Annotated in this window: 12 protein-coding genes and 1 riboswitch; of the genes, 9 read left to right on the top strand and 3 right to left on the bottom strand. The window is 45.8% G+C overall.

The window, feature by feature from the left end; genetic code table 11:
• Positions 1-2: 2 nt before the first annotated feature.
• The 5 genes from HFD99_RS05835 (at position 3) to HFD99_RS05815 (ending at position 4,604) form a co-directional block, all read left to right on the top strand.
• Positions 3-959: an RluA family pseudouridine synthase gene (locus HFD99_RS05835; protein ID WP_045243976.1), complete on the top strand. Its 957-nt coding sequence runs from the start codon at positions 3-5 to the stop codon at positions 957-959.
• Between the two features lie 42 nt (positions 960-1,001).
• Entirely contained in the window at positions 1,002-1,367 is a 366-nt protein-coding gene (locus HFD99_RS05830) for an arsenate reductase family protein (protein WP_019686701.1), read from the top strand.
• Positions 1,368-1,439: 72 nt separating this feature from the next.
• Positions 1,440-2,336 carry a 5'-3' exonuclease gene (locus HFD99_RS05825; RefSeq protein ID WP_016820523.1) on the top strand — a complete coding sequence of 299 codons (897 nt, stop codon included), beginning with the start codon at positions 1,440-1,442 and terminating at the stop codon, positions 2,334-2,336.
• Positions 2,337-2,553: 217 nt separating this feature from the next.
• The gene (locus tag HFD99_RS05820; RefSeq protein ID WP_031463162.1) at positions 2,554-3,432 is read left to right on the top strand and encodes an ROK family protein; all 879 of its coding nucleotides are present in this window, start codon (positions 2,554-2,556) and stop codon (positions 3,430-3,432) included.
• Positions 3,433-3,596: 164 nt separating this feature from the next.
• On the top strand, positions 3,597-4,604 hold the full coding sequence (locus HFD99_RS05815; RefSeq protein WP_017426647.1) for an HRDC domain-containing protein: 1,008 nt from the start codon (positions 3,597-3,599) through the stop codon (positions 4,602-4,604).
• Between the two features lie 120 nt (positions 4,605-4,724).
• On the opposite strand, the gene corA is transcribed toward HFD99_RS05815, so the two are convergent.
• Positions 4,725-5,660 (bottom strand): magnesium/cobalt transporter CorA, encoded by a 936-nt coding sequence (gene corA / locus HFD99_RS05810; protein WP_013370115.1) that lies wholly within the window; start codon positions 5,658-5,660, stop codon positions 4,725-4,727.
• A gap of 549 nt (positions 5,661-6,209) precedes the next feature.
• Positions 6,210-6,335, top strand: a riboswitch (SAM riboswitch).
• A gap of 117 nt (positions 6,336-6,452) precedes the next feature.
• On the opposite strand from corA, the gene metA reads away from it, so the two are divergent.
• The 4 genes from metA to mqnC all read left to right on the top strand — a co-directional run bounded on the left by metA (position 6,453) and on the right by mqnC (position 11,328).
• On the top strand, positions 6,453-7,370 hold the full coding sequence (metA, locus tag HFD99_RS05805) for a homoserine O-acetyltransferase MetA (RefSeq protein ID WP_016820520.1): 918 nt from the start codon (positions 6,453-6,455) through the stop codon (positions 7,368-7,370).
• A gap of 124 nt (positions 7,371-7,494) precedes the next feature.
• A complete protein-coding gene (locus HFD99_RS05800; RefSeq protein ID WP_045243974.1) occupies positions 7,495-8,679 on the top strand; it encodes a PLP-dependent transferase in 1,185 nt (394 codons plus the stop codon).
• A complete protein-coding gene (locus HFD99_RS05795) occupies positions 8,676-9,854 on the top strand; it encodes an aminotransferase class I/II-fold pyridoxal phosphate-dependent enzyme (protein WP_016820518.1) in 1,179 nt (392 codons plus the stop codon). Before HFD99_RS05800 ends, HFD99_RS05795 begins: the two co-directional genes overlap by 4 nt.
• 340 nt (positions 9,855-10,194) lie before the next feature.
• Positions 10,195-11,328 (top strand): cyclic dehypoxanthinyl futalosine synthase, encoded by a 1,134-nt coding sequence (mqnC, locus tag HFD99_RS05790; protein ID WP_016820516.1) that lies wholly within the window; start codon positions 10,195-10,197, stop codon positions 11,326-11,328.
• A gap of 146 nt (positions 11,329-11,474) precedes the next feature.
• Here mqnC and HFD99_RS05785 read toward each other — a convergent pair whose 3' ends face one another.
• Complete coding sequence (locus HFD99_RS05785) at positions 11,475-12,338, bottom strand: YitT family protein (protein ID WP_045243973.1); 864 nt, start codon at positions 12,336-12,338, stop codon at positions 11,475-11,477.
• Between the two features lie 84 nt (positions 12,339-12,422).
• The gene (locus HFD99_RS05780; protein ID WP_016820514.1) at positions 12,423-13,649 is read right to left on the bottom strand and encodes a cation:proton antiporter; all 1,227 of its coding nucleotides are present in this window, start codon (positions 13,647-13,649) and stop codon (positions 12,423-12,425) included.
• Between the last annotated feature and the right edge of the window lie 4 nt (positions 13,650-13,653).

Here is a 13,653-nt window from a genome sequence, read left to right as displayed (position 1 = left end):
TGATGAGCTTGTACTATGAACCTATCGTATATATGATCCCTCCTGAGGAGGAGGGCATGCTGCTGAAGACCATTCTACAAAAACGTATGAACATTTCTCGCAAGCTCATATCCAAACTCAAGCTGACCGAACAGGGGATCATGCTGAACGGGATACGTGTGTATATCAGCGTAAAGGTGAAGTCCGGGGATCGAGTAGAGATCCGCATGGAGCGCGAGCGTTCCGATGATATTTTACCGGAACCCATTCCTTTTGAGATTTTGTTTGAGGATGAACATCTGTTAGTAGTGAACAAGGCGGCGGGGATGATTGTCCATCCGACTCACGGTCATTACACAGGAACGCTGGCGAACGGGGTTGTGCATTATTGGCAGACCAAGGGAGAGCTGTTTCGGTTTCGGCCTGTTCATCGTCTTGATCAGGAGACGACCGGCGTGCTGGTTGTAGCTAAAAATCCGTATGTACACCAGCATATTTCCGAACAGATGATTGCGGGAACGGTGGACAAGCGCTATACAGCTTTGGTGCATGGGCGCCCTGAGCAGCAGGAAGGCAGGGTGGACGGACCGATTGACCGCAACCCGGATAATCCGCATTTGCGTATGGTGACTCCAGATGGTTATCCTGCCCTTACGCTATATAAGCTGGAGGAAGTATGGAGCGAAGGAAGCCGCATCGGTCTAAAATTGGAATCCGGACGTACGCACCAAATTCGGGTTCACATGACATATATCGGATGCCCGTTAATCGGAGACAAAATGTACCGGATTACACCCGATGACGCTGTGCAACGTGAGCGATATGATCAGCTTGATGCCAGGATGCCTCGACAAGCCCTGCATGCTTCAGAATTATCCTTGGTGCACCCTGTGACCGGGGAGCGAATGTCGTTTTGTGCTCCTCTACCGGATGATATGATCGGAATGCAAGAGCTGTTAAGGGCTCAATATCCAGAATAAATATTCAACAAAGATTGAAACCAAATGGAGGTTAATCTAGCGATGAGCCAACTGAAAGTATACCAGTATTCTAAATGCAGCACCTGTCGTAATGCAGTGAAATGGCTGCAAAACAAGGGGCATGAGACGGAACTGATTCCTATTTTTGAACAACCGCCCGGCCCGGAGGAATTGGAAGACTTGATTAAAAAAAGCGGGCTGGAACTGAAAAAGTTTTTCAATACGAGCGGTGAAGTATACAAAGAATTAAAGCTGAAAGATAAGCTTGGAGACATGAGCCGTGAAGAGCAAATTTCGCTTTTGTCCTCGAATGGAAGATTAATTAAACGCCCGATTGTAACTGACGGGAATAAAGTAACCGTAGGATTCAAAGAGGAAACATTTGAGGGGACATGGGGAGCTCAGTAAAGCCCAATTTACCCCCACATTATGTTATACTGTGAGGGTTAAATATTATGATGAATGGGAGCAATACAATCTGTGACACAACGCAATGAACAATCCGTAATGCTGGTTGACGGCATGGCCCTGCTTTTTCGTGCTTATTATGCAACCGCTGCAAACGGTTATATCCGTCGTACAAAAGCTGGAGTACCAACGAACGCCATATATGGTTTTATTCGATATTTTTGGGATGCAGTTCAAACCTTTAATCCTACACATGTCATTTGCTGCTGGGATATGGGTGGAACGACATTCCGTGGGGAACATTTTGCTGCGTATAAGGGCAACCGTGCCGACGCGCCAGATGATTTGATTCCTCAATTTACTTTGATCCGTGAAGTGACGGACAGCCTCGGCATTCCCAACATTGGGGCGGAAGGCTTTGAAGCGGATGATTGTATCGGTACGCTCGCACGTCATTATTCGCAAAATGAGGATATGGATGTCATGATTCTCTCGGGAGATCATGATTTACTTCAATTGGTAGATGAGCGGACACGGGTCATTATTATGAAAAAAGGGCATGGAAATTATATGGTATATACCCCGGAGACCCTGCTGTCAGAAAAAGGGCTTAAGCCAAGCCAAGTGGTCGACCTCAAAGGCTTGATGGGTGATGCAAGTGACAATTACCCGGGAGTACGCGGAATCGGTGAGAAAACTGCCCTCAAGCTGGTGCAGGAGTACGACTCCATTGAAGGCATTCTGGAAAATCTGGATCAATTGACTCCATCGGTTCGTAAAAAGATCGAGAGTGATTTGGATATGCTGCATCTTTCACGCAAACTTGCTAAGATTCACTGTGATGTGCCTGTTGCGTGTGCTTTAGACAGCTGTCTGTTGACGCTGGATCACGTGCAAATTGTCGATAAGTTTGAGCAGCTTGAAATGAAGAGCTTGTGTACGTTGATGGGTGTCGCAACCGGATCATAATGAAGCTGTTAGGCTTGTGCTGTGCATTTCAGGTGGACTAAGTTATATAGGGATGCTGGCGCTTGGTGCGTTAGTGTCCTTATTTGTATACAACTAACTCAGCTTAGATATATAACCATGTGAAGGATTTTATACAATTGTGATAAGGGGATTGACCTTAGGCTCGTTTCAGGTGAATATAATGGAGAGAGATCATGGAGAGGGGATTACAGCAGCTATGACAGTATTGGGAGCAATTGAGGCAGGCGGTACCAAATTTGTATGTGGAATTGGAAATGAACGAGGAGAAGTATTGGAAAGAGCAAGCTTTCCAACAACGACTCCAGCAGAAACCATGGAGAATGTCATTGCATTTTTTGAAGGCAAGGGGATTGAAGCGCTGGGTGTAGGCTCATTCGGACCGATTGATCCTATCGAAGGCAGTGATACATATGGTTATATTACAACAACGCCAAAGCCGCATTGGGGAAATTATAATCTGATTGGCAAACTGAAGGAGCATTTCGATGTACCTATGGGGTTTGACACGGATGTGAATGGAGCAGCACTGGGTGAGTCCATTTGGGGTGCGGCTAAAGGATTGGACAACTGTCTGTATATTACAATAGGTACAGGCATCGGAGCGGGTGCTTTGGTTGGCGGAAAGCTGGTACATGGATTATCCCACCCGGAAATGGGACATATTTTGGTACGTCGTCATCCAGAAGATCACTATGAGGGCACATGTCCATATCATGGAGATTGTCTGGAAGGACTGGCAGCGGGGCCAGCACTCGAAAAAAGATGGAAGGTTAAAGGGCATGAGCTTTCTGTGGATCACCCGGCCTGGGAAATGGAGGCGCATTATCTGGCCCAGGCTTTAATGAGCTATGTATTAATCCTGTCACCGCAAAAAATTATTATGGGCGGCGGAGTCATGAAGCAGGATCAATTGTTCCCGCTCATTCGTACCAAGCTTCAACAACTTTTAAATGGGTACGTACAGCATCCGAGTCTGACTACAGAAATTGAGCAATATATCGTATCTCCGGGCTTGGGTGACAATGCTGGATTGTGCGGTGCTCTGGCTTTGGCCAAGGAAAAGCTGAATTCTTAGAATTTATGGTTGACGGTACTCCAAGGTCCGGTTATCATATAGGCAACAGCATAGTACGGATCAAAAAGGGAAGCACCTTTCTTGCGAATACGCAGGATAGGTGCTTTTTTTGCGTTGTGTATTGTGCGAGTCAGTCATTTTAACCTTATGAGGGAGGAAGAACCATGGAGATTGTATTTTTAAATCGCTTGTCCAAACGGAATGAACAGGGCTGTGAGGAGTTTGCGCAGGTATGGATCGGACAACATGAAGGGGGATGGAGTGCAGGCTGGAGCACACATCATGTACCAGATGAAAGTATAGACGACCTTTGGTATGAAGGCAGTTTGTGGCAGGAATTACTGCATGTATACCGTCATGAGCTGGCACTCAAGATGGCTGAGGGCTACAGGCCTCTAATTCATGGCGTTTTTCATGAGCAAGAAGGATCATCAGGACGTGGACAAACGCTACAAAAGCTGTATTGCTATAGTGATTTGTTTCCGCGTGATGAGGTGTATGAACAATTAACAATGTGGAGACGGCAAAAGGCAGCAACTGAGCGAAAAGCACCTTATTTTATCGCTACGAATCGACTACTTCGACTCATCAGCGTCTATCTTCCTCATACCGAAGAAGAATTGTTAGAACTACCTGGTATGGGCCTGGGTAAGGTGTCGCAATATGGGACGGAGCTATTGGCTATAACGAAACAAAATGATCGGACCACGCCCTTTCCGCTGAACTGGGTAACAGAGATACTTGAAGAAGAAGTTTTTTTGTCATGGCTGTACAAGCAAAAAGAAAACCAGTACAGACAGGAACTGAATAAGTTTAGCCTGACTAGAGCGATTATCGAAGGCATTTCGGACGGTCTTTCACTGGAGCATATCGGAATGAAGACAGGCTTGCACCGTCGAGAAATGATTGAAGCTGTGGAGCATTTGGATAGGGATGGAATGGATATGGAGAAGCTGATCCGCAAGGAATTGGCACATGTATCAGAGGAGGAGCAGGCAGCCATCTGGTCTGCTTATGCAGAGTTGGGAGATACGCTGCTCAAGCCCATTATGCTAAAAGTGTATGGAGAAGAAAAAGCGACGGAAGCAGGGCTGGATCAAATTTATGAGCGACTGCGACTGATTCGTATACGGTTCCGCCATCAGGAGGTACCTGACCGACATGTTGGATAATATAGAGACGATTGAAAGTGTCCTAAAGTACAAATAAGGTGCAGCATAAAAAAAGCAGCAGCGAGTTCCTCATAGGACTCGGCTGCTGCTTTTGATGACCAAGCTTGAAAACCAAATAATTCAAACCCAATCCTTCTTGCGGAAAATACAGAACATACTGACACCTAGTGCCACCATAATCCCAATGACGACAAAATAACCATAACGTGTATGAAGCTCAGGCATATTATCAAAGTTCATCCCATATATTCCGGTAATGACCGTCAACGGCATAAATACGGTTGTAATGGCGGTAAACACACGCATGATTTCATTAGCACGGTTGGCGATACTTGACTGATAAGCTTCTCTAAGGTTCCCCATCAAGTCGCGATAAGTTTCGAAAGTCTCCGAAATTTTCACAGCATTTTCATAAATGTCGCTAAAATATTTTTGTAGTTGATCGTCGATAAGCCGCAAATCCCGTTTGTTCAGGGTATTGATGACTTCCTTTTGCGGGCCGAGCACTTTTTTTAGCCATAGAATCTCACTGCGCAATCCGATGATTTCGTTCAAGTGCGACTTTTTCGTATGCATTAGAATGTCTTCTTCCAGCTTTTCAATACGAACTTCAATCCGGTCACCAACCAGAAAATAGTTATCAACGATCAAATCGACCAACAGATACATAAAACGGTCAGGCTGGCTAACTTCCTGCTCCCACAGCATAGGCTTGAGAGTACGAAGCTCATTGATTTTCTGCTTGGTCACCGTAATGATAAAATGGCGGCCGAGAAAAATGTTCAAAGCACGCAAAAATATTTCTTCATCATCAAAACGAATACTATTTACAACGATAAAATAATGGCTTTCATAAATTTCAATCTTTGGACGCTGTTCTTCTTCACTCAAACAGTCTTCTACTGCAAGATCATGCATAGAAAATAAGGGCTGAAGCACTGTCAGATCCTCGACATCGGCATCAATCCAATAAAAGCCTTCTGCCGGTGCAGTGAGCGCCATTTCAATTTCTTCGACAGGGGTAAAAACCCCGTTGTTAACCAAACGGATTTTCATATATGTCACTCCTTATGCTCCGTCGTAACGGAAATACGTTTACCTTAAGCATAAGGAATGGACTCAGTTAGCCAGTTAGCCGGTGCGGGTAAGCGTGCATACCATCAAAAGCAGAAGGCTTTTGGAGCATGCGGAGCCTGGCGTCCCGTCTTTCGGCAAGCTGAAGTCATTCCTATGCTGTTGTTCAGGGATCGCCGCCTATTCGGACTCGGGTCGCCTTCCATTCCGGATTCACCTCACAAATGTTCTTTTTTAGGTTGCCACAGTATCGAAGAAAACACTCTAATCTACACTGTTGCACCGTATTTTTGCCTATTAGCACTTGTATAGTATAACGCTCGGCCTACGGCCTTTCAAGGGCAAAATCATGGGCTAAATCAACAGCAGTCATATGAGCTTCTGCGAAAGGGGGCATATGATTTAACCTATGGAAAAGGTAGACAAAATGTGAATGCAGGGCACAAATTTACAAGTCCATCTTGACGAAGCCCAGCCGATGCATTAAAGTGAACAACAAGAACTTTGTGAACCCAAAATGAATATAGCGAAATCTTATCAAGAGCAGGTGGAGGGACTAGCCCGATGATACCCGGCAACCGGCGATTTTATCGCACGGTGCTAATTCTTGCAGGACTCGCGCTTTGTACAAAGAAGCGTAGCCCTGACAGATGAGAGAGGCGCATATGGATACAAATATGACCTTTCTCTAACCGAGAAAGGTCTTTTTATTATATGCCCGGCATCTCTACCAGACGATTTTCGCACAACTTACCGATCAAGGAGTGAGTTTACATGCCGATTAAAATTCCAGATACACTGCCTGCTAAGGAAGTACTGGAGGGCGAAAATATTTTCGTAATGGACGAAAGCCTGGCTTATCATCAGGATATTCGTCCGTTGCGCATCGCCATTTTGAATTTGATGCCTACGAAGGAAACAACGGAAACCCAACTGTTGCGTCTGGTCGGCAATACGCCGTTACAAGTGGATGTCACGTTGGTGCATATGAAGTCACATGTATCTAAAAATACATCGCAAGAATATTTGAACATGTTTTATAAAACGTTTGATGAGATCAAGAACAGTCGTTTTGACGGCATGATTATTACAGGAGCCCCCGTAGAACAACTTGAGTTTGAGGATGTGACCTACTGGGAGGAGATCCGGCAAATCTTTGAGTGGACGAAAACAAATGTTACTTCGACCATGCATATCTGTTGGGCCTCACAGGCAGGCTTATACCATCATTTCAATGTTCCGAAATACGGGCTCGATACCAAATGCTTTGGAGTATTCCCACACACCGTTATTAAACCTAAAGTGAAACTGCTACGCGGCTTTGATGAACTGTTTTATGCTCCCCACTCTCGGCATACCGAGGTTCGGCGGGAAGATATTGACCATATTGCCGAATTAGAAGTTTTATCCGAATCCGAGGAAGCTGGAGTGTACCTGGTAGCCACGCTTGATGGTAAACAAATTTTTGTAACAGGGCATTCTGAATATGACCCACTTTCGCTGAAATGGGAATACGATCGCGATATAGCCAAAGGACTGGATATTGACGTCCCCAAAAATTATTATCCTAATGATGATCCTGGACGCATACCGCCCTCGATCTGGCGGGCTCATGCCAATTTATTATTTTCAAATTGGCTTAACTATTATGTATACCAAGAAACACCTTATGATATCGGACCTCAGATTTAAAAATGGGCTTGTAGTTTACCCTTATACAGTACCACCTTGCAGTAGCGCAGCAGTATAGTCTTGGACATCCATTTTTGCAGCATATGTTATAGCACCTACTATGGAAGTGAACAGGAGGATTCATATGAGTGTTAAGCAGTGGAGAATCGAAAGCAGATTGGCACAAATCGGTTCAGTAGAGGAGCCAGTAACCGGGGCTGTTAATTACCCGATTTACCAATCTACGGCGTTCCGCCATCCCCGTCTGGGTCAAAGCACAGGGTTTGATTACATTCGGACGATTAATCCCACGCGAAAGGTACTGGAAGAGGCTGCTGCTGCACTTGAATCTGGTGATGCAGGCTTTGCTTGCAGCTCAGGTATGGCAGCGCTGCAAACGGTATTTGCTTTGTTTGGACAGGGAGACCACCTCATTGTATCGCTGGATCTTTATGGCGGGACCTATCGTTTGCTAGAGCGTATTTTATCCAAATTTGGTGTGACCGCAACTTATGTGGATACAAACGATCTCGAAGCACTCCAACAGTCATGTCGACCGAATACCAAAGCCGTATTCATAGAAACGCCTACCAATCCGTTAATGATGATTACTGATATTCAAGCGGTGGCTACATGGGCATCACAACATGAGTTGCTTACTATTGTAGATAATACGCTGCTAACACCATATTTCCAGCGGCCATTGGAACTTGGTGCGGATATTGTGGTACATAGCGCAACCAAATATTTGGGCGGACACAACGATGTGCTGGCAGGGTTGATTGTAAGCAAAGGAAAAGAGCTGTCAGCTGAAATTTCCTTCCTGCACAATTCCATAGGGGCCGTGCTTTCCCCAAGCGACTGCTATCAGTTGATGAAGGGGATGAAGACGTTAGCGCTACGTATGGATCGACATGAGCATAATGCTACGGTGTTGTCTAATTATTTACTGACGCATCCAGCAGTGGCGGAAGTATTTTACCCGGCGCTTGAGGGCCATCCAGGTCGTGAGATACAAAATAAACAATCCAGCGGAAACACGGGTATTTTCTCTTTCAAAGTAAAGGATGCTCGCTATGTGGAGCCTTTGCTTCGTCATATTAAGCTTATTGCGTTTGCCGAAAGTCTAGGCGGTGTGGAATCGCTAATGACCTATCCTGCTGTGCAGACACATGCGGACATACCGGCAGAAATTCGGGATGCAGTCGGGGTAGATGACAGGTTGCTTCGTTTCTCCGTAGGTATCGAGCATACAGATGACCTGATTGAAGATTTGCGTTCGGCACTGGAAGCGGCACGTCAAGAAGTAGAAGGAGGGGAGCAGCAATGATAGAGGATGCGAGGAAGATCGGAGAGGATCTGGACAAAGGGCGGAAATTCGCAACCAAGCTGCTGCATTTTGGCTCTGAAATTGATAGTGTTACAGGGGCATCAAGTGTCCCGATCTATCAAGCTTCGACCTTTCACCATCATGATATTTTTAATCCTCCACAGCATGATTATAGCCGATCAGGTAATCCGACACGACAAGCATTGGAAGATTATATCGCCTTATTAGAAGGTGGAGCTTGTGGTTTTGCCTTTGCATCAGGTATGGCTGCTATCTCCACTACATTTATGCTCTTATCCGCTGGTGATCATGTCATTGTTTCGGAGGACGTATATGGAGGAACATATCGACTGCTGACCTCCATCTTGAAACGGATGAATATCGAAACGACCTTCGTTGACATGACGGATCTCAACCTTGTGAAAGAGGCGTTGCAGGAAAATACAAGGGCTGTGTATATGGAAACCCCATCTAATCCGACCCTCAAAATTACCAATGTAGCTGGAATAACCTCTTGGGCTAGGGATAATGGACTTTTGACGTTGTTGGATAATACTTTTATGACACCTTATTATCAACGTCCGATTGAGCAGGGAGTCGATATTGTATTGCACAGTGCGACCAAGTTTTTGGGTGGACACAGCGACGTACTGGCAGGGCTTGCGGTAGCTCGTACCGAATCGTTGGGGAGACAAATCAAGCAGCTTCAAAATGGATTAGGTACTGTGCTGGCACCGCAAGAGTCTTGGCTGCTCATGCGTGGTATGAAGACACTGGAGGCGCGTATGGCTCACAGCGAAAAAAGTGCAGCTAAGCTTGCCAATTGGCTAAACGAGCGCAATGACATTGAAGCGGTATACTATCCGGGCCTGGAAAATCATCCAGGGCGTGTGATTCATGAGAGTCAATCGAGCGGTTATGGTGCAGTGATATCGTTTGATGTGGGTTCGGGTGAACGTGCAAAAGAGGTCCTCAGTCGCGTACGTATTCCCATTGTGGCGGTGAGTCTGGGAGCTGTGGAAAGTATTTTGTCGTACCCAGCAATGATGTCACATGCGGCAATGCCGCAAAGTGTACGGTTGGAGCGCGGGATTACAGACGGACTACTTCGTTTCTCCGTAGGTCTGGAGGACATTGATGACCTGATCCGTGATCTGGATGAGGCGCTGAGCTAGAATGTTAGACGCCCATAGCATCTCAACGTTATACGAAGGAAGCAAATAGGTACAGCCCTAAGCAGCAGGTTTCCGGTATTCAGGAGACTTGCTGTTTTCTATATGAAAGACATGATAGACAGTGTGAAAAAAGGCACTTTTCAGTCTAAGTATGGTTCCTTACCAAAAGATATGTTAGTATTATCATTAGGTTTTACTATGCTAAATAGCACAGACAACATACAAGGCTAGTCATGAACATACATTACGGCAGGGTTCGAACGCAGGTTTGTGAAAGCATTCTCGTTCATAAGTCCTGTCTTTCATTTCGTCGCCCTGTGACAGCGAAGGAGGATACACCATGAGTGTAATCGACCATATTTTAGATAAAGCCCTGCGCGGCGAACGCCTGAATTTAGAGGATACCGTTGCTTTGTTCGAATCAGACGAGGTTGAAAAAATAGGTCATGCGGCGAATAAAGTCATGAATCGCATGCATCCCGATCCCATAAAAACCTTCGTCATCGGACGAAATATTAACTATACGAACGTGTGTGACGTATACTGCCGCTTTTGCGCTTTTTACCGCAGACCGGGTTCCGATGAAGGTTATGTTTTGCCGGATGAGGTGATTTTCCAAAAAATTAAGGAAACGCAGGATGTAGGTGGCACCGAAATCTTAATGCAAGGCGGTGTAAATCCAAACCTGCCGTTCAGCTATTATACCGATTTGCTGAAAGCTATTAAGGAACGTTTTCCAGATATTACAATGCACTCCTTCTCACCAGCTGAAATTCACAAAATGAAGGAAAAATCCGGCCTATCCATGGAGGAAACGATCCGAGCCATTCATGAAGCTGGATTGGATTCGCTGCCGGGTGGAGGCGGAGAAATTTTGGATGACCGTACACGCCGCAAAATTAGCCGTCTCAAAGGCTCCTGGCGTGATTGGATGGATGTCATGCAAACAGCTCACAAGGTTGGGATGAACACAACGGCTACCATGGTAATCGGATTTGGCGAGCTGATGGAGGAGCGTGCGCTGCATTTGCTGCGTGTCCGTGATGCTCAGGACGAATGCATTGAAAACAAATATAATTCTGAAGGATTTCTGGCCTTTATTCCTTGGACCTTCCAACCAGACAACACTAATTTGAAGAAAGAACGCCAGACGCCAGAGGAATATTTGAAGACTGTAGCGATCAGTCGTCTTGTTTTGGATAACATCAAGCATATCCAGTCTTCATGGGTAACGATGGGACCGGAAATCGGTAAAAAATCACTGTACTACGGTTGTGATGATTTTGGCAGCACCATGATTGAGGAAAATGTAGTTTCCGCTGCAGGCGCAACGTATAAGGTTAACATCGAATCCATTTTACAGTTGATCCGTGAGACGGGTCACATTCCGGCACAGCGCAATACCCGTTATGATATTATTCGTACTTTTGACAGTGCCAGCAGTATTGAGCATGACTTTATTATGCAAAATTAATATCAGCTAATATCGTACATTATAAAACGCTTATCTTTCACTATCCTATGTACAAGGATAGTGAAGATAAGCGTTTTTGTGCGGAAGAGTGAATACTACAATATCTTTAATCTTTTTTCTATTATGGTTAATATATTTGGGCTTTGCTACGTTTCCCATCGCTTCATATACATGATCTCAGCCTGTGGGTCTGCCATTTGGATGGCCGCCTTAAAGCGCTGCAAATCCAAAAGATGAACACTGTAAATGATGACCATTTGTTCTTTTTTATCTGATTCGCTTTTAATCTTGCCCTTTATCTGGGCGGCAGAACCTTCAATAGGTGTGCTGTGTAAACGCAACCTGCGATATATGGCATCTTCGACAGTTGGCTGTTTTTTGCTGACAACACAGACCATGCGTCTCAGACCAGTAAACATCAGCCGAGTCGTTTCATAGGCAGCGAGACAGGATAAGGCGGAATAGAGGGCTGGCTCCCAGCCTAACACAAAACCAGCCGTAATGAGCAGCAGGCCATTACACAACATTACGATCTGTATTAACGGAATTTTCCGATGAATTAGCAACAAAGTGGATGGACGGCCATCGTCAGATTCGCTGAGTCCTAATGAATCAAGCAACCCTCCGTGACGAGCTGTCAGCGCTGCCCCAAGCCCAATACAGATTCCGCCTCCCAAAGCGCATACGACCGGATGGCCACTCACTGCCGGAAAAGGCGAGAGAATGATGGCTGAGCCTGAAAAGGCAAACAAGCCGGGGAGTGCGCGAAGCAGCATGGGTTTGTGAGTAGACAAAGAATACAGCAGCATTAGTGGCAAGTTTAAAATGAATAGCAGTAACCCAAAATGCTCCTGTGTATAAAGCGACATGAGTCTGGAGATTCCCGTAACGCCTCCAGCGATCATATCATGCGGATGTAAAAACAATTCCAGACCGACGGATGCCGTAATTCCGCCAATTACCGTATAAAAGACAGGGAACCTGCTCGCATCTCCTGAAGCGGGCTTCACAAGCCGCCTCATAAAGTTTCGGCATGTTTTACAACGTGCGGCATAGCCTTCCCTCCTATGGATTGTCGTATCCAGCTTTTACAGTTACGCCGATTTGCTTTCTTCCTTTCGTAAGCGAGGGTCCTTAAATTTGAATATTTTGTTTAGCATATTAAAGATAGGCTTTGACTGCTTTGTCAGAAGCGGTCCAAGAATGGCCAGTATGAGTACATAGATGGCTGCAAAAGGTTGAACAATATCAAGCAAACCGCCTTCTTTACCCAAGTTGGCCATGATGATCGAAAATTCGCCTCGCGCCACAATAGTCAAACCGATATTTGCGGATGCTTTGGGAGATAGGGACGCTGTACGCCCAGCCAGCATACCCGCCCAAATGTTACCAAGTAGTGTGAGAAGGACTGCTGCCAGCGCAAGCCATATGGCGTTACCTCCTAGAGACAGCGGATCAATGGACAGTCCGAAACTGAAGAAGAACAGGGCACCAAAGAAATCGCGGAAAGGAACAATTAAATGCTCAATCCGTTTGGCGTGTTCCGTTTCGGCCAGTACCAGACCGACCAGCAGGGCTCCAATAGCTTCTGCTACATGGATCGTTTCTGAAAAACCAGCCACCAGAAACAGTGAGCCAAAAACAACGAGGCCGAATACCTCATTGGAGCGGATACGGAGAATCCGATTTAGCAGAGGGACGGCCTTTCGACCGATAATAATAACTGCAAGCATAAAGCCAAGTGCGATGAGTGCCGATAGCAGTACACCCCCGAGCGAGGAAGAGTCGCTAAGAACCAATCCGGAGAGGATGGAGATGTAGACGGCGAGGAAAACATCCTCAAACATAATAATACCTAAAATCATTTCTGTTTCAGCATTAGCGGTACGCTTGAGATCGACTAGCACCTTGGCTGCAATCGCACTGGATGATATTGTCGTAATTCCGGCAATAACTAGTGTCTCGGCTACAGGAAAGCCGCTCAGGAAGCCGAGAGCCAGCCCCAGTGTAAAATTGATGCCAATATAAATGGTACCGCCCACAGCAATGGAACGACCTGATTTAATCAACCGACCTACTGAGAACTCCAGCCCTAGGTAGAAGAGAAGAAACAGCACTCCGATTCTCCCCATAAAATCAATAAACGGGGCGCTTTCGATAAACCGAAAATCAAAATGCCATAGCTCCATCGCATGAGGTCCAACTGCCATTCCGATCAGAATATAAAAAGGGATGACCGAGAAGCGCAGTTTGGAGGATATCAGCCCCGCTGCAGCGATTAGAGCAATAGCCAATCCAACCTCAAATACCAGATGATCCATCCAA

The organism is Paenibacillus sp. EKM301P, from assembly GCF_011800295.1.
GTDB classification, from domain to species: Bacteria; Bacillota; Bacilli; order Paenibacillales; family Paenibacillaceae; genus Paenibacillus; species Paenibacillus polymyxa.
The sequence above is the reverse complement of the archived record's forward strand: the minus strand, read 5'-3'. Positions and strand labels throughout refer to the sequence as shown.